This is a genomic window from Micromonospora sp. C31, from assembly GCF_018070575.1.
Classification (GTDB): domain Bacteria; phylum Actinomycetota; class Actinomycetes; order Mycobacteriales; family Micromonosporaceae; genus Micromonospora.
On sequence record NZ_JAGPXN010000005.1, the window covers coordinates 39,345 to 56,449 of the forward strand.

At 70.1% G+C, this 17,105-nt stretch carries 13 protein-coding genes, 1 tRNA gene and 1 pseudogene; 5 read left to right on the forward strand and 10 right to left on the reverse strand.

What is annotated here, in order from left to right:
* Positions 1-33 precede the first annotated feature (33 nt).
* The 4 genes from KBX06_RS09045 to KBX06_RS09060 all read right to left on the reverse strand — a co-directional run bounded on the left by KBX06_RS09045 (position 34) and on the right by KBX06_RS09060 (position 4,268).
* Complete coding sequence (locus tag KBX06_RS09045) at positions 34-1,005, reverse strand: 5-dehydro-4-deoxyglucarate dehydratase (protein WP_210833791.1); 972 nt, start codon at positions 1,003-1,005, stop codon at positions 34-36.
* Between the two features lie 76 nt (positions 1,006-1,081).
* Positions 1,082-1,909 (reverse strand): carbohydrate ABC transporter permease, encoded by an 828-nt coding sequence (locus tag KBX06_RS09050; protein ID WP_210833792.1) that lies wholly within the window; start codon positions 1,907-1,909, stop codon positions 1,082-1,084.
* A 110-nt stretch (positions 1,910-2,019) separates the two neighbouring features.
* Positions 2,020-2,901, reverse strand: a complete 882-nt coding sequence (locus KBX06_RS09055; protein WP_210833793.1) for a carbohydrate ABC transporter permease — start codon at positions 2,899-2,901, stop codon at positions 2,020-2,022.
* Positions 2,902-3,029: 128 nt separating this feature from the next.
* A complete protein-coding gene (locus KBX06_RS09060; protein ID WP_247685541.1) occupies positions 3,030-4,268 on the reverse strand; it encodes a sugar ABC transporter substrate-binding protein in 1,239 nt (412 codons plus the stop codon).
* A gap of 220 nt (positions 4,269-4,488) precedes the next feature.
* Between KBX06_RS09060 and KBX06_RS09065 the strand changes: the two genes are divergently transcribed.
* Entirely contained in the window at positions 4,489-5,403 is a 915-nt protein-coding gene (locus tag KBX06_RS09065) for an IclR family transcriptional regulator (RefSeq protein ID WP_210833795.1), read from the forward strand.
* Here KBX06_RS09065 and KBX06_RS09070 read toward each other — a convergent pair.
* Positions 5,400-6,230, reverse strand: a complete 831-nt coding sequence (locus KBX06_RS09070) for an NAD(P)-dependent oxidoreductase (protein ID WP_210833796.1) — start codon at positions 6,228-6,230, stop codon at positions 5,400-5,402. The genes KBX06_RS09065 and KBX06_RS09070 overlap by 4 nt on opposite strands.
* A gap of 333 nt (positions 6,231-6,563) precedes the next feature.
* Here KBX06_RS09070 and KBX06_RS28435 point away from each other — a divergent pair, with 333 nt between their 5' ends.
* Positions 6,564-9,920 carry a cellulose binding domain-containing protein gene (locus tag KBX06_RS28435; RefSeq protein ID WP_307854528.1) on the forward strand — a complete coding sequence of 1,119 codons (3,357 nt, stop codon included), beginning with the start codon at positions 6,564-6,566 and terminating at the stop codon, positions 9,918-9,920.
* 333 nt (positions 9,921-10,253) lie between these two features.
* Here the strand turns inward: KBX06_RS28435 and KBX06_RS09080 are convergent.
* The 4 genes and pseudogenes from KBX06_RS09080 to KBX06_RS09095 form a co-directional block, all read right to left on the reverse strand.
* Positions 10,254-11,365 (reverse strand): annotated as a pseudogene (locus KBX06_RS09080) (transposase).
* A gap of 174 nt (positions 11,366-11,539) precedes the next feature.
* Positions 11,540-12,088: a DUF1062 domain-containing protein gene (locus KBX06_RS09085; RefSeq protein ID WP_307854529.1), complete on the reverse strand. Its 549-nt coding sequence runs from the start codon at positions 12,086-12,088 to the stop codon at positions 11,540-11,542.
* A 552-nt stretch (positions 12,089-12,640) separates the two neighbouring features.
* Positions 12,641-13,024, reverse strand: a complete 384-nt coding sequence (locus tag KBX06_RS09090) for a hypothetical protein (protein ID WP_247685542.1) — start codon at positions 13,022-13,024, stop codon at positions 12,641-12,643.
* A 105-nt stretch (positions 13,025-13,129) separates the two neighbouring features.
* Complete coding sequence (locus KBX06_RS09095) at positions 13,130-13,729, reverse strand: hypothetical protein (RefSeq protein ID WP_210834215.1); 600 nt, start codon at positions 13,727-13,729, stop codon at positions 13,130-13,132.
* Here KBX06_RS09095 and KBX06_RS28685 point away from each other — a divergent pair.
* On the forward strand, positions 13,696-14,079 hold the full coding sequence (locus tag KBX06_RS28685) for a zinc ribbon domain-containing protein (RefSeq protein WP_210833799.1): 384 nt from the start codon (positions 13,696-13,698) through the stop codon (positions 14,077-14,079). The two genes, KBX06_RS09095 and KBX06_RS28685, sit on opposite strands and share 34 nt — an antisense overlap.
* A 50-nt stretch (positions 14,080-14,129) precedes the next feature.
* Positions 14,130-14,432, forward strand: a complete 303-nt coding sequence (locus tag KBX06_RS09105; protein ID WP_210833800.1) for a hypothetical protein — start codon at positions 14,130-14,132, stop codon at positions 14,430-14,432.
* Here the strand turns inward: KBX06_RS09105 and KBX06_RS09110 are convergent.
* A tRNA-Leu gene (locus KBX06_RS09110) sits at positions 14,414-14,497 on the reverse strand. The two genes, KBX06_RS09105 and KBX06_RS09110, sit on opposite strands and share 19 nt — an antisense overlap.
* Before the next feature lie 221 nt (positions 14,498-14,718).
* Here KBX06_RS09110 and KBX06_RS27695 point away from each other — a divergent pair.
* Complete coding sequence (locus KBX06_RS27695) at positions 14,719-16,968, forward strand: tetratricopeptide repeat protein (RefSeq protein WP_307854530.1); 2,250 nt, start codon at positions 14,719-14,721, stop codon at positions 16,966-16,968.
* Positions 16,969-17,105 lie beyond the last annotated feature (137 nt).

A 17,105-nucleotide genomic window follows, 5' to 3' on the forward strand; every position in this document is an offset into this window, starting at 1 on the left:
GCAGTCTCCTCGACTCACCCGCACGCGGCCCGGTCACGCCGCCACCGGCCCGGGGGCGGCGTGGACGGACTCCGGGGCATCACCCGGGCTCAGCCGGGCGAGCACGCTACGACCACGGTCGAGGATCCCCGCCAACTGCTCGACGTGCGCGGGGCTGGGATCGACCAGCGGGGGACGCACCGGGCCCATCGGCAGGCCGTTGAGGCGGGCACCGGCCTTGACCAGCGCGACGGCGTAGCCCGGTACCTCGTCGCGCAGCGCCACCAGCGGCAGGTAGAACTCGGCCAGCAGGGCGGTCACCGTCTCGTCGTCGCCGGTCCGCACCGCCCGGTGAAATGCGGTGGCGATGTCGGGCGCGAAGCACAGCACCGCCGAGGAGTAGCTCTCCACCCCGATCGCCGCGTACGCCTGCACGGACAACTCGGCGGTGGGCAGCCCGTTGAGGAAACCGAACTCGCCGGCGCGGGGGTGGCCGCTGGTCCGTACCGCGGTGACCAGCCGGAGCATCGCGTCGACGTCGCCGCGGCCGTCCTTGACTCCGGTCACGGTGGGGATGTCGAGCAGCGCGACGGCGGCGGCCGGGTCGAGCAGGGCGTTGGCCCGTTGGTAGACCATGATCGGCAGTGGGGTGCCGCCGGCGACGTACGCGACGTGCCGCACCAGACCGGTGGGGGTGGAGGTGACCAGGTACGGCGGCAGCAGCAGCAGACCGTCCGCGCCGCAGTCGGCGGCGATCTGTGCGAATTCCCGGGCGCACTGCGGTCCGCCGCCGGTGCCGGCGAAGATCGGTAGCCGGCCCCCGGCCACCCGCACCGCCGTACTGACGACCTCGCGGTACTCGTCGCGGTGCAGGGCGGTGAACTCTCCGGTGCCGCAGGCCACGAAGAGCGCCGACGGGCCGGCGGCGACCTGCTGTGCGACGTGCTCGGCGAACACGGCGAGGTCGACGGTGTCGTCGGAGGTGAACGGGGTCAGCGGGAAGGAGAGCAGGCCGTGCAGGCGCATGGGAATCCTTGTCTGTGCGGTCTCGAGGGGTAGCGCGGGGTGGGGCTCAGGACGACGGCCCGGAAGGCGTTCGGGGTCAGCCCTTGATCGCCCCGGAGGTGAGGCCACGCATGAACTGCCGCTGCATGGCGAGGAACACGAGGACCGAGGGCAGCAGGGCGAGCAGGGACGCGGCGAGCAGGACGCCGACGCCGACCTGTTCGTCGTTGCGCAGGGTGCGCAGCGCCAGTGGCAGGGTGAACTGACTGGCGTCCTGGGCGACCAGCAGCGGCAGCATGTACTGGTCCCAGATCATGGTGAAGCCGAAGATGCCGATGACGCCGAGCGCCGGTCGGCACAGCGGCAGGACCACCGACCAGAAGATCCGCAGGTCGCCGGCACCGTCGATACGGGCGGCCTCCTCCAGCTCCACGGGAATCTCCCGCATGAACTCGGTCATGACCAGGATGGAGAAGCCCCAGGCGGCAACCGGCACGATCATCCCGACCAGGCTGCCGACCAGGTTGACGTGGATCACCGGCACGTCGGCGAGCACCAGCGACAGCGGGATCGCCAGGATCTCCTCGGGCAGCATCATCGTGGCGAGGATCAACAGGAAGACCAGCCGCATGCCGGGGAACCGCTTGCGGGCCAGCGCGTACGCCGCCGAGATGCTCACCATGATCTGCAGCAGCAGCCCGACCCCGACCACGATGAACGAGTTGAGCAGGTAGAGCAGCACGTCGCGTTCGATCGCGGCGGTGAAGTTGTCCAGGGTGAGGCGGGTCGGCAACAGCGTCAACCGGCTCGGATCGGGCACCGGGGTGAACGCGCTGACCAGCAGGGCCAGCAGCGGGCCGGCGAAGACGGCGACGAGCACGGCGTAGAGCAGGAAGCGCACGATCCGCGCGACCGGCCCGGACATCGCGGCGAATCCGAGTGCCGTGTCGAGTCGCTGCGGGCGCTGTGCTCCGGTACCGGGGCGACGTGGTGCACCGGCCCGGGACGCGGCCCGACGTGCGGTGGTATCGGCGGTCACCGGGCTGCTCCCCGGTCGCCACGCCGCGCCGCCTGTACGGCGAGGGTGAGCACGACGGTCGCGGCGAGCAGCACCATCGACCCGGCCGCGGCCACGCCGAGTTCGTTGCGTTCCAGGCCGAGTTTGTAGATCAGGGTCATCAGGACCTCCGTGGAGCCGTTGGGCCCGCCGTTGGTCAGCAGGAAGATCTCGGTGAACACCCGCAACCCGCGGATGGCGGCCAGCGTGATCAGGATGGCGAAGACGGGGCGCAGCGCCGGGAAGGCGACGTGCCAGAGCCGTCGCCACGGCCCGGCGCCGTCGGCGGCCGCGGCCTCGTACAGGGCGCGGTCGACGCCGGCCAGGCCGGCGAGGAAGATCATCATGTCGTACGGTGCGCCTCGCCAGATGCCGACCGCCATGACCGACCAGAGCGACGTGTCCTCGGCGTTGAGGAACTGTGACGGGCCCAGCCCGACCCAGCCGAGCAGTCCGTTGACCATGCCGTCCGGGGCGGGGTAGTAGAGGATGCGCCAGACCTCGGCGACCACGGCCATCGCCGCGATCGTTGGCAGGAACACGGCGGTCCGCACGAGCCACAAGTTTCGTGTGGCGCCCTCCAGCACCAGCGCCAGCCCGAGCCCGAGCAGGATCGAGCCGCCGGTCTGGCCCACCGCGAGCAGGACCGTGTGCCAGATCGCGGCGAGGAAGGCGTCATCGGTGAACACCTGCCGGTAGTTGGCCAGACCGACCCACTGGTCGCCGAGGTAGGGGCGGACGTCGTGGAAGCTCATCTCGACGGCCCGGGCCATCGGCACGAACTTGAAGGCGGTGAAGATGAGCAGCGCGGGAGCGAGGAAGAGCCAGGGCACCAGGTGCCGCTTGACCGGGCCGACCATCCCTACCGGGAGCCCGCCGCGCCCATCGGGCGGACCCGGGCGGACCGGCGTAGCTGGCGAGCGGCCCGGGCGGCCCGGCGCGGCGGGCACCGGCGCACCCTGCCGGGCCGGTGCCGCCCGGGTCCCACTCACGCCTTCACTCCCTGCTTGGTCAACTCGTTGGCGAACGTCGCGGCGAGCTTCTCGAGTTCGCCCTTGGTGTCGGAGCCGCAGTTGGCGACGATCGCGTTGATCGCCTCGGCTGCGCTCTGCTGGAACGGCGTCCACTCCGGCACCGCCGGGACGTACCGCCCGACCGTCCGGTAGATCTCGTCGAAGGTCTGCCACCGGGGATCGGTACGGACGTCGGCGAGCTTGACCTCCGCGTTCACCGGGAGGCGGACGAAGTTGCCGGCGGTGTCGCCGGCCATCCCGATGGTCTGCCCCTCGACGGAGACGGCGAACTCGGCGAACTTCTGCTGACCGGCCTGGTTGTCGGAGCCGGCCATCAGGTAGACGTTCTCCCCCTCGGCCAGTGAGGCGGCCTTGCCGCTCGGGCCGGGCGGCGCGGGGACCACCTCGTACCTGTCCTTGCCGAGGTTCTTGTCGAAGCGGGCCATGTTGTAGGGCCCGGTGAGGTAGATGCCGGCCTTGCCGGTCTCGAACACCGGGTGCGCCTGGGTGGTTTCCATGGTGACCGCGCCCGGCGCGACGGTCTTGGCGGTGCAGAACTGGGCCTTGAACCAGTCGACCGCCGCTACCGACTCGGGGTTGGCGATACCGGGGGTGAAGGCGCCCGGGCTGCCGTTGAGGAAATCTCCACCGCCGGCCCAGAGGAAGCTGGAGAAGTACCAGGCGGTGTAGCCGCGCTTGGTGGAGGCGGGTACGGCGTAGCCGTACGTGTCGGCCTTGCCGTTGCCGTCCGGGTCCCCGGTGGTGAAGGCGGTGGCGAGCGTGTCGAGGTCGGCCCAACTCGTGGGTACGGGCAGTCCGAGCTTCTCCCGCCAGTCCTTGCGGACGAACAGGGCGAACGACTGGGCGGAGAAGGGCACCGCGTAGTGCTTACCGTCCGCCGCCTTGGCGGCGTCCCAGGCCACCGGCGTCAGGCTCTGCGCGCCGGCGATGTCGGTGCGGTCGACTTCGCGGACCAGGCCCTGCTTGACAAGGGTGCCGAGCTGGCCGGTGTCGTTGATGACGATGTCGGGAAGCTGCTTCTGCGCGGCGGCCTGCTGCAGCTTCGTCTCGAAGTCCTCGAAGAGGGCGGTGACGTTGGTGGGGATGCCGCTGGTCTCGGTGAACTTGGCGGCCAGCGCCTTGGCGGTCTGTTCGGTCGCTCCCGGGGGTTTGCGGACCCAGATCTCCAGCGGCGCCTTGGTGTCCTGCCCCATGTCGGAGCCGTCAGCTCCACAGGCGGTCACCCCCAGGGCCGTTACAGCGACGACGAACAGGGCCACAAATCTGGATGAGCCTGGACGGACAGCCACGAGACTGCCTCCTGTCTACATATGTGGAAGCTTTCTTGGTTTGTGTCACTCGGGCATCAACAAGTTAGCTTCCGGTACCATGGCGGTCAACAGGCCGGAAACAAATGACCGTCAGGGTGGAGCCATGCCCCGCAACCGCTCGCGCATCGAACGACCCGACGGCGCTGACCACGCTGACCGCCAGGACGGTCCCAGCCAGCGCGGCGGCGCCCAGGAAAGCGGACGGACAGGAAGGAACGGGCGGGCGGTCGGGCTTGGCCCTGCCACCGCCTCGGCCGAGTCCTCCCCCGTCAAGTCCGCCGAGCGCACCGTGCGCATTCTCGAGACGCTGGCCGCATCGCCCACCCGCCTGACCATCTCGGAGCTACAGGAACGGATGGGCTACCCGCGCTCCAGCCTGCACGCGCTGGTCCGCACGCTGCGGGAACTCAAGTGGGTGGAGTCCGACGACACCGGAATGGCGTTCGGGGTCGGGCCGCACGCGCTGCTCTCCGGCACCGCCTACCTCGACCGCGACCGCGCCCTGCCGTACGCGAACGAGGCGCTGGAGGACCTGCGCGCAGAGGTCGGGTACACGATCCACTACGCCCGACGCGACGACGCGCACGTGCTCTACCTCGCCAGCCGGGAGTCACGCGACTCCGTCCGGATCGTCTCCCGGGTCGGCCGGCGCCTGCCGGCCCACCTGACCGCCCTCGGCCAGGCGCTGCTCGCCGAACTCACCACCGACGAGGTGGCGCAGATCCTCCCGGCCGACCTGGAGAAGGCCACCGCGCACACCATGACCGACCGGGCGGCGCTGCACGCCGAACTCGACGCGGTGCGGCAGCGGGGCTGGGCCTTCGAACGGGAGCAGGGCACCGAGGATGTGGCGTGCGTGGCCGCTCCGGTCGGCTACCGGATCCCGGCCACGGACGCCATCTCCTGCTCGATGCCCGCCCAGCTGGCCGACGGCGAGGAACTGGACCGGGTGGTCAAAGCGGTGGTGATGCACACCCAGCGGCTCGCCGCCACCCTCCGCCGAAAGGGGATTCGCTAGTAACGCTCACCGAGCGGCACGTCGCACCACTGGCCGCCGACCCGGTCGAGCACCGGGTCGGCGTCGAAGTCGGGCTCGCCGTGGGCGGCGACGAGTTCGTCGGCGTACTTCTCCGCGTCGTCCTTCGGGTGATAGCCGATGGCCTCGCCCTCGGCCAGCGACCACCAACGGCGAGTGTTTCGGCTGATCCCCCAGACGATGCGGAAGCCGGGTGAGTCGGCGGTCAGGCAGGCCTCCACCAGCCGCGCCCCGTCGTCAGGGGACAACCACAGGGCCAGGCCGCGCAGCCCCGGCGGCCGGGGGAACCACAGCCCGATCCGCAGGCAGACCACGTCCATGCCGAAGCGGTCGGCGTAGAGCTGCCCGGCCGCCTCGGCGGCCACCTTGCTCCACCCGTACAACGTGTCAGGTCGACCGGGCGCGTCCGCCGGCAGACCACCCGCCGGCGCCCCCTGCCGCTGGTGGAAGCCGGCCGCGTGGTTCGACGACGCGAGCACCACCCGCTTCACGCCGGTGCGCCGGGCCGCTTCCAGCACGCAGTACGTGCCGTACGCGTTGAGCCGGAGCACCTCCTCGACGCCGGCCTCACGGCTCTGCCCCCCGAGGTGGACGATCGCGTCGACGTCGCGGCAGGCCTCCACCATCGCGTCGAGATCGTCGACCGAGGCGACCACCACCTCTTCCCCACCGTCGGCAGGTTCCGTGGTCGGTTCTGGTTGCCTGACGTCGAGCAGCCGAAGCGTACGGCCGGGGCGAGCCAGCAGTGGCCGGAGCAGGGTCGCCACCTTTCCGGCCCCTCCGGTGATCAGGATGCGTTCCTTCGCCATGCCATGCCTCCCGTTGGTCTGTCGTGGAATCGGGGCGCCACAGCATAACCCTGCGGGTTCCGATATGAGGATTGCATCTCGACCACAGTACGTCGTCCACGTACGTAGACGACTAACGACCGCTGTCCACATACGTGGCAGCCATGTTACAGAGCAGACAAGTATTGACGGGTTGGCGACCGTTCAGTTAACTGACCAGCAACCCTCGTCGATGTCCGGCGCGCCATCCGCAAGCCTGACCCCAACGCTCAGCCGTCCCCGCCGGTTCTCCGACGGCGACATACACCCGGAGGTCCTGTGTCCCGTTCCCGCGTACCCTGGCTCGTGCCCCTGGTGGGCACAGCCGCGGTCCTCGCCACCATGCCGGTCGCGCTCGCCGCGACCGGCCAGCAGTCCCCCTCGACGAGCGTCGCGTCGGCCGACGCGACGCTCGCGCTCGACCTCTCCTCCGCCAACCGCCGGGCTCCCCTGAACGGGCTCTACAACTGGAGCCGGGCCGGATACCGCGGCGGCACCGCCCTGCCGGGCAGCGGTCAGCTCAACTCCGACGCCGCCTGCCAGGTGACCCCCGCCGAACTCTCCGGCACCTTCGGGGTACGCCCCGGTGACGGGGTCGACGACTCCGCCGGCCTGCAGGCGGCGATCGACGCGGTCAGGTCCAACTGCTCCGGCAGCGCGAGCTACACCCGGCTCAGCCTGATCAGCCTGCCCGCCGGGGTGCTCAACGTCAGTCGGGAACTGCACGTCGACGCCGACTACCTCGTCATCCGCGGCGCGGGATCCGACCCCACCACCGGCACCCGGGTCGTCTACCGGCCGGACGCGAACACCCGCTACGACACCCTCACCCCCGACGGATCGGACTGGGACGAGGACGCGATGACCTTCGGGCAGGGCAAGGGCGGCTGGCTCTGGCCGGGCCGCGGCCTGTTCCGGGTGCAGTCCCGAGGCGTGCACACCAGCTACGCCAGCGATCACGCCGCCGCCCCGACCAACCGCAAGGACATCTTCGAAGGCACGGTGAACGTGCACTGGAAGGCCGGGGTCGCGCTGCGTGGCAAGTCCGGTGACACCGCGTACGCGGCGCGGGCCGGCGACACCGTCGTGCACCTGGCCAGCAACGCCTCCATGATCAATCTGACTGCCGGCGCGCTGGTCAACATCCGGGCCGCGAACTCGATGAACTTCTACGCCCAGCAGCAGGCGCTGCCCACCTCACATCCGCTGCTCAACCTGCACATGCGACAGCAGCTCTTCACGATCACCGCCGCCGACACGAACAACCGCACGATCACCCTCGACAAGCCGCTCGAGTACGACGTACCCGTCAACTCCACGTCGGACGGCTCGGCAGCGATCGACGGCACCGTGTACGCCTCAAAGGCCGCGCCGTTGGTCGACCCGGTCCTCGGCGTGGGCATCGAGTCCCTCTTCCTCACTCAGGAGATTCCCGGGCTGTCCCCGGCGGACGCCAAGCACAACTACGGCAACCTCGACCCGGCCGCGCAGATGCACGGCCTAGTCTTCAAGTGGGTTGCCAACTCGTGGGTCCGTGGCATCCGGACCGACATGACCGGCTCTCACCCGATCGTCACCGAGGAGGCCAAGAACCTCCAGATCGTCGACAACCACCTCGACGGGGCATGGAACAAGGGCAAGGGGGGCAACGGATACTTCCGCGGCTCCCGGGTCTGGGACTCGCTCTACGCCGGCAACGTCTCGCGCAACCTGCGCCACTTCACGTTCCAGTGGTCGGCGTCCGGCAACGTGGTGATCGGCAACGACTTCGACTCCGACCTCAACCTGCACGGCGGCTGGGAACGCCACAACCTCTTCGAGCTCAACACGGTACGCATTCCGTACGCCCACCGCTCGGCCAACTGCTCGGCCAACTGCGGCGAGGAGGGCGGCGGCGGACCGGACAACTCCAACTGGTTCCCGATCTGGTGGGGTGCCGGCAAGAAGGCGGTCAAGTGGTCCGGCGCGACCGGTCCCCGCAACGTCTTCTTCAACAACGCGATGAGCAAGCAGCTCGGCTCGAACACCGCCCCCTACACGGCCTACTACCCAGACCGCACCCGGATCTACCAGTTCGGCTGGAGCGGCACGGGCTACCGCCACCTCGACATCGACGGTACGCCGATCGCCGACTGGGCGCAGAACGAGCAGCGCGACTACACCGGCGGGCACGGCGTCGACGCCACCCGTACCGACAACGGGCCGTCGCTGTTCCTGACCCGGGTCGGCGGCGTCACCCCGCCGCCCACCACCGCACCGCCCACCACCGCACCGCCGACCACGGCGCCGCCGACCACGGCGCCCCCGTCCGCCGGGCTGACCGCGAAGCTCGTCAAGACCTCCTCGTGGAGCAGCGGCTACGGCGCGGACTACGTCATCACCAACAACGGCAGTACGAAGACCACCGGTTGGGTCGTCGAGTTCGACCTGCCCAGCGGCACCACGATCACCAAGTCGTGGAGTGCCACGCGCACCCAGACCGGGCAGCACTACCGCTTCACCAACCTCAGCTACAACGGCGACATCTCCCCCGGCGCCTCCGAGGACTTCGGCTTCAACGCCTCCGGCACCGGCCTCCCCCTCAACTGCACCATCAACGGAAGACCCTGTAACGGCACGGCCCCGACGACGTCGCCGTCACCCACCACGTCGCCGTCCCCGACCACGCCGCCGACCACGTCGCCGTCCCCGACGGCACCGCCGCCCAGCGGGTCGATCGTGGACGTCGCCACGGCGGCCCAACTCCAGGCCGCCCTGGCCGCCGCCAGGCCCGGCCAGACCATCCGGCTCGCATCCGGCACCTATCGCGGGATGTTCCTCACCCAGCAGGCCGGCACCGCCTCCGCCAGGATCACGCTGACCGGCCCCAGGACCGCGGTCCTCGTCAACGACGGCCCTTCCGGCACCGCCCCGTCCTGCCCCGCGCCGACCGCCGGCTGGGACTCCGGCTACGGCCTCTGGTTGTCCAACGCGCCGTACTGGAACCTGACCGGCTTCACCGTGGCCCAGTCGAAGAAGGGCATCGTGCTCGACAACTCCCACCACGTGACGATGGACGGGGTGTACGTGCACCACACCGACGAGGAAGCGGTGCACTTCCGCCGTTCCTCCGCGGACGGCGTCATCCGCAACTCCACGATCAGGGACACCGGCCGGGTGCAGGCCGGCTACGGCGAGGCCGTCTACATCGGCTCCGCCAGGTCGAACTTCGGCTGCCACGGCAACTCCGGCGGCATGGACCGCTCGGACCGGGTACAGGTGCTCAATAACACCATCGGCCCCAACGTCGCCGCCGAGCACGTGGACGCCAAGGAGGGAACCGTGGGCGGCGTGATCCGGGGCAACCGGTTCGACGGGCAGGGCATCTCGGGATCCAACTCCGCCGACTCGTGGGTCGACGTCAAGGGCAACGGCTATCTGATCGAAGGCAACACCGGCACCTTCCGCACGCCCGGCACCTTCGCCAACGGCTACGAGACGCACAACCTGATCGACGGCTACGGCTGCGGCAACACCTGGCGCAACAACACGTCGGACCTCGGCGGCGTCGGCCGGTACGCCATCTACGTCACCTCGACGTCGAAATGCACCTCCAACCCCAACGTCGTGTACTCCTCGAACACCGTCACCAACGCGGTGAACGGGCTGACCAACATCCCCACCACCGGGTAACCCGACCTTCGGCACCGCGGATCCAACGGGCTCCCGGCCTGACCTCTCTCCTCGATGTCGTCCGGCCGGAAGCCCGCCGCCTGCAGGACCGGGTGACCCCGTCCGCTCGATGGGCAGTTGCCCCTGAGGTGCCATGCACGTCGGCGCCGCGTTCCGCCTGCCGGATCGTCCGGCAGGCGGAACGCGTGTCACGCGAGGAAGCACCGGCGATCGCTGGATGCACCGGCGAGCTGGCCTTCAACCTGCGCTGGTCACCTCGGCCGGTGCCGCTGCACACCCTCGTGCCTGTCGCCGGCGGGCCTGTCTCGCCAACGGTGTTTCCGGCGATCTTGGTTAGTAGGTTTCAGCGGCCGGGAAGCGGTCGCTGAAGGTGATGGCGAAGGCGTTCAACGCGGGTTTCCAGCGCATCGTCCATCGGGTCCTGCCTGCTCCGGTGGGGTGGGGTCCAGGGACCTTGTCACCAGGTACAGACACTTCAACGCGGCCTGCTCGTTCGGGAAGTGGCCGTGGGCCTTCACGGCCCGCCGGTAGCGGGCGTTCAGTGATCCGATCGCGTTGGTGGAGCAGATGACGGTGCGGATCTCCAGGTCGTCGTCGAGGAACGGGATGAACTCGGCCCAGGCGTTGTCCCACGGACGGATCACCGCCGGATACCGGCCGCCCCACTTCTCCGCCAGCTCGTCGAACGCCGCTCTGGCCGCGTCCGCGTTGACGGCGGTGTAGATCGGCTTGACGTCGCGCTTCAACTCGTCCCAGTACCTGCGTGACGTGAGGCGGAAGGTGTTGCGGATCAGGTGGATCACGCAGGTCTGCGGCCACACGTTCGTGACCACCTCCGGCAGGCCCTTCAGGCCGTCGCAGACGAGGAAGAACACGTCCTTGACGCCCCGGTTACGCAGGTCGGTCAGCACACTCATCCAGAACTTCGCGCCTTCACCACCGGTGCCGGCCCACAGCCCCGGTGATCCGCGAGATCGTCTCCTTGCTGACCGAGGCGCCATAGATCTCCGCGAAGTGAGCGCTGATCTCCCCGGTCGTCAAGCCCTTGGCATACAGCGACAACACGACCTCGTCGACGCCCGACAGGCGGCGCTCCCGCTTGCGGACATCTGCGGGCTGAAGGTGCCGGCCCGGTCCCGCGGCACGTCGATCTGCACCGGCCCCGACGCATCGGTCAGCACTGTCTTCGGCCGGCTGCCGTTGCGGATGTTGCCCGCGCCGGCGCCGGCCTGGTCGTGTTTGGCGTAGCCGAGGTGCTCGGTCATCTCCTCGTTCAGCGCGGTCTCCAGGACCGTTTTGGTCAACTGCTTCAGTAGCCCGTCCGGGCCCGTCAGCGACAGGCCCTGCTCTTTCGCCGCCCGGACCAACTCGGCCGCCGCTTTCGCCTCGGCCGACGGCTCGGGCCGCTTCTTCCGTCCGGTCTGGTCGTTCAGTGTCGCGGTCATCACGGCACCCTCCTCACCAGGCACAACGCCCGGCAGGTGAGGCCGGAAACACCTTTAGATTCACAGACCGGAAGTGGGGACATAGGCGAGCCGGCCCATGTCCCCACTTCTGATTCCCGCTGTATGCGTATGTGACGTGGTAGCGGCTGCGACTCGCACCGCTGGGAGTGCAAATTAGTTCGTCGAGTCCCTCATCATCACGACAAAAGTGAATCCGGTGCTCGTCGGACGGCGCAGGGAAATATCACACTTGATCCGGCGCAGTACCTCGTTTCTGCTGAGGTGGAGCCCCTGCGCGATGAGCCGCTCCGGGCGGACCGGCACCGGATCCTGGAAGTCGACCTCCACCTGCAGGGGCCACGCCTCGTCGAACTGTGCTGGCGGGGTGTCCAGATGCCAGGCCCCCTGCCAGTCCAGGGTGTACCGGTTGCGCCGGGCGAGCAGCGGATCCAGCAGCGTGGCCGCCACGAGTTTTGGATCGTTGGCGTGGTAACCGTCGAGTAACGCCGGATCGAGGGATCTGACGGACGATCGCTCGTGCACGGTGAGTTTGCTCGTCCGATTGCAGGAGACGCAACGGACCAGTAGCCACACGTCCAGCAGCTTGCCGTTGGCGTTGACGCGGAACCTGCCTCCGCCGGTGGTAGCCGACTCCGACCGGCAGTCCACGCACCGCAACGACAGCAGAGGCAGCCTGGTTCGGCGAACGATCCAGGGCAGCACAGTATGAGGTTGTGAAGACATGATGATCTCTCTGAAGACCTGACACGAGGCCGATTGCGCGCGGCCTCAAACGCTGCATGGACGGGCGCACGCGGGCAGCCCGGCAGAACCGACGGGAGGGTCGGCCTGTAGATGCGCGGAAGAAGGCGTCAGGTCTAAAGAGCGGGCGGGGTCACGCGGTTTGTCCTCTGTCCTAGCTGCGACGGGGCATCGGCAACCTACGGGAACGTGGAAGGAGGACTCAAACGGTTTTCCGGCTCGAACAGCGATCCGCCTGCGAGGCCGGCACGTCGGGATCTCGTTAGACCAAGACCGTGCCCTACTCACGGTGGCGGGAAAGCGGCGACAGCGAAGCCGTGGCCGAGGTCGTCGAGCAGCGTTTCCCCGGGCAGCTTGAAGGCCAGGTCGGCTGCACGCTCATGCCGCCGACCGTGCGCGGCGGCGCACAGGTGACGGGTGGACGTAGCATGGTTCGGCAACACAGACTGAGCCGTGACCTCTCGGGACATTTCGCGGATCTGCCGATGAGCGAGCGGTGGGTGGGCTGGCGAATCAAGCAGCCCGGATGTCGAGCAGTTCGGGCGATGGAAGCTCATCTGGATCCGTCTCCTCGACGCCGACCCACTCGATGCCGCCGAGGACTTTCCCCCGCTGGCGGTCCTCGATCGTGTATAGGAACAGACCGTCATGGGAGCCTCGAACGCCCGCATTGACTCTTATGGCCATCCCGAGGCTGTGCCCGTGCTGGAAGTCGATGGACGGGCACCCGCAGCCGCACGTGCCGACGACGACCACTTCCCTCGCCTGGCGCCGCAGGGTTTCAACGCCTGGGAATTCAACAGCCAGCAGCGCCTCAAGCACCGCTCGCTCTCGCTGACTCAGCGGCCTCGCGTCCATGCCGATGATCATCCCATCAGCGAGGGCGGCGGTCAGCATCCGCTATTGCCGCTCTCGGCGTACGGGTTGATGTCCCCAGGTACCGGATGAATCCCCGTACGCCGTCGAATCCGGGGGACCGGACGAGTGTTCGCCGACGTCGACTCAGTCCTCGCGGGCGATATCGATGCGCAGGGCGACTGGCAGGCCATCGGCATCCACGTCCAGATGGACGGGGAAGAAGCCGTCACCGACTGAGGTCATCGCCATCAGGATGTCCGCCTCGCCGACCCGGATCACCCCGGCCTCGTGATCGGACTCCCTGACCGCCCTCATCATTTGCCAATGATGCGAGTGCGGGCGGAAGTCGAACGCAAATTTCGGCCCGCCGGGTTCGTTGCGCCGCTGCTCGATGGCCAGCCCACGCTGATATGCGTCTTTGACGGGCAGGTCCACCCATCCGTACTCGACGTCGGCCGGATCGCCGAGCCGGGGCGCGCCGAACTCAGCGGCGACCTGCTCCTGGTCGCGGCCCAAGAGGACCAGGTCGGCCAGCCCGTCCAGTGGCCGGAGATGCTCCCAACAGCTCAGCGCGTCCGCGTCGACAAAGACGAATCGTGCATGATCGACCCCGAGTTCCCCGAACACCCATGAGTCGGCCACCGGCGAGTCATTGAACGCGATCCGCATGTGCTGCCACCCGTCTTCGCCGGGGACAGCGGTGACAGGCAGTGTGCGATCGGCCGGTACCTCGATCTGAGCCACCCCCGCCGAAGCGCACCCACCGATCCCGCCACCCCTACATCTTCAAGAGCCTGGTTCACTGCGGCATCTGCGGCCGGAAGATGCGGGGGCAGCACTCCCACGGCGTCGCCTACTACCGCTGCCGCTTCCCGCAGGAGTACGCCCCAACCAACAAGGTCGACCACCCCCGCAACGTGATCATGCGCGAAGACGTTCTGATAGACCCCTTGGATACCTGGCTGGTCCAGGGCTTCGGGGCCGTTGCACCGCCGGCACACCATCGCCATGCTCCTCGACCAGGCCCACACCGACATGCCAGCCGCGGTCCGCAGTCACACCAGAAGGACTTAGCGTCGCCGAATGCGACGTAAAGCTCTCTCGCTACCGCGCGGCACTCGACGCCGGCGCTGACCCCGCCGTGGTGGCCGGCTGGATCGCCGAGACCCAGGCAGAACGGCAACGCGCCATGCAACGCCACCAAGCGCCGGCCGAGGAAGAACCCCGCACACCCGCTCGCCTCAGCGAGGATCAGATCATCACCGTTGTCGAGGAACTCGGAGACCTCGTGGACGCCCTGCGGGACGCAGAGCCGGAACACAAGCTGGAGGTCTACCGCAGCCTCGGACTGCACCTGTCGTACGAGCCGGAAACACAAACGGTGCGGGCAAGTGTTGACCTTGCCGCGCACCGTTGGGATTCGGTTCGTGTCCGAGGGGGGACTTGAACCCCCACGCCCTATACGGGCACTAGCACCTCAAGCTAGCGCGTCTGCCATTCCGCCACCCGGACCTGCTCGTCCAGCCTACCGTGTCGACCGAGGTGACCATCCACCCGTCGGCCGCCCTGGTGGGCCGCACGGGGAGTTACTGTACACGGCCCGGGTGGATCATGCACATCGACTTCCGGCCGATGAGTCGGTGCAGGTCGGACTGGTTCCCGCCCCGGGCGAACCATGACAGACCGGAGGGCCTGGGTAGCGTCCGACGGACCTCGCGCGGCAGCATGGCCACGTGTCCCATCCCTCTCCCCTGGCCGCCGTGCAGCACCGGGCCCTCGCCCTGCGCGCCGCGGGCGATCTCACCTCCGCCCGCCGGCTGCTCACCGACGCCGTCGGCTACGCCCGGCCGCCGTACGGCAAGGACCACCCGGATGTGCTGAGCACCGCGCACCTGCTGGCCCACCTGCACCGGGAGGCGGACGACCCGGCTAGCGCCCGACGCGTACTGGAGGAGGCGTTCGCCGCCGGCGAACGCCTCTGGCCACCGTCCGACCCGCTGATGCTGGCGCTCGCCTTCGAGCTGGCCGCGGTGGCGGACGAGTTGGGCAACCGGCACGAGGCCCGCCGCAACTACACCCGCGTCGCCACCCTCGGGCCCGCCGTGCTCGGCGTCGACCATCCGGCGGTACGCACGGCCAGGCAGTATCTCGGCGACGCCGCCCCCGCCCCGCAGCCCGCGCCGCCGGCCGCGCGACCGGACATGTCGGCGCTCTCGGAGCCCACGATGTCGCTGGCGGTGCTCTCGACCGCCTGGCGGCCGCACGAGCCGACCGCGGTCGGCCCCCCGCAGCCGCTGGCCGCGCAGCCGACGCCGCACGTCGCGGGCGGCCTGCCAGCCGCGCCGACGCCCCCGCAGATCCCGTCGCCTCCACCCGGTGCGGGCGTGCGCGGCGTGGGACGTGCCACCCCGGTCGCCCCGGCGGCGCACCCTGCGGCGTCCCCGCAGCCGCAGCACCCGGCCGGCCACGCACCGCAGGTGCCGCCCGCACCGCCGCAGCCGTACCCGGCGCCGCCTTGGGCCGCCCAGGTTCCGGCCGCGTCGGCCGCCCCCGCGCAGCCGCCGCACACCCCGGCGGTGCCCGTACCGCCGTCCCCGGTCGTGCCGTCGGCGTCCACCGCCGCACCGCCGCAGCCTCAGGTGCCGTCGGCGCCCGTGCCGCCACCCCCGGTCGTCCCGACGCAACGCCCCGTACCGGCGTCGTCGCAGTCTGCCTGGGCGCCCTCCTCCGGGCCGCCCCAACCACCGGCGCTGCCGCGCCCCGCTCCGCCGGCGACGGCCGGGGTGGCCCCGGTCGTTCCGGCCCCCAGGGCTGCGCCGTCGGCCCCGCCGAAGCCATCCGCCCCTTCCCTGACCGACGCCGAGTCCGCGCAGGCCAGGGCCGTGACGCCGCCGACCGGACCCGCCGTCGCGCCGCGGCACCAGGCCGTCGACGCCCCCCGCCCACCCCTGCCGGAGGCGACGGCCCCGGCACCGGAGCGTCCGGCGGGGCCGGCACCCGGGTGGGCCGAGCCGACCATCCAGGTCAGGCAGATCGAACCGCTGCTCGCCGAGGAGATCGCCCGCGCCGCCGGCACTTCCGCCGGACCGGATGCGCCGACTCCGGTCAGCCCCGCCCGGTCGACCGAGGCGCCACCGCCCGGCACGCCACCGGCAGCGGCACACGCCGCGCCGACCAGTGCGCCACCGGTCAGCGCCCCATCGGCGCCCCCCGTCAGCGCGCCGCCCGCCCACCCCACGAGCAGCCCACCGGTCAGCGCCCCGCCGCGGGGCGTCAGTACGCCGCCGGTCCCGCCCCCACCGTCGGTGGTGCCACCGCCGCGGGCGGAGTGGGAACGCCAGCGGGAGGAGGTGGAGCGGGCGGAGCCGGAACGGGATCCGGTCGACGAACTGCCGCCGGCGTACCTCGACATCGACGAGACGTTCCCGATGGAGGCGCAGCCCGGACGGGCCCGGTCGACGGCCGGGCACCCCGCGCAGCAGCAGGCGTCGGCGTTCCGCCCGCCGCTTGCGTACGCGATGGGGCCGGAGCCCGAGGAGGGCGGCCGGAACCGGACGGCGGTCGTCGCCGCGGTGGTCATCGCGGTCCTGGCCGTGGCACTCATCGGCGTGGGCGTGCTGGTGTTCAGCCGGGACGCGGCGGCGCCGACGGGGCCCGCCGCGCCGTCGGCCGCCCTGCCGTCCGCGTCGGCCGCCGGCCCTGCGCCCGGCGGGCTGACCCTGAAGGACGGGTCGGCGACGATCACCCTGACGTGGACGGACCCGGCGGGTGGCGGAGTCCCCTTCATGGTGGCCGGCGGTCGGGCCGGGCAGACGTTGGGCGTGCTGGCCACGGTGGACCCGGGCCAGACCAGCTACACGGTCAACGGGCTGAACTCGCGGGTGGACTACTGCTTCACGGTGCTCGCGGTCTACTCGACGGACTCGTTCGCCACGTCGGGGCAGGTCTGCACGGAACGGGAGGGCGACACGCCGTCGAGCTGACCGGCCATCGCGGCGTGGCGCACACGCTGGGTATCCACAGAGGGACGGTGCGGGTTCCCCCGCCCCCGACCGGGCCATATGATGGCAGCCGGCTCAGGGGAGGGTCGCCGCACATGGCGCGCCACCTGCCAGCGACG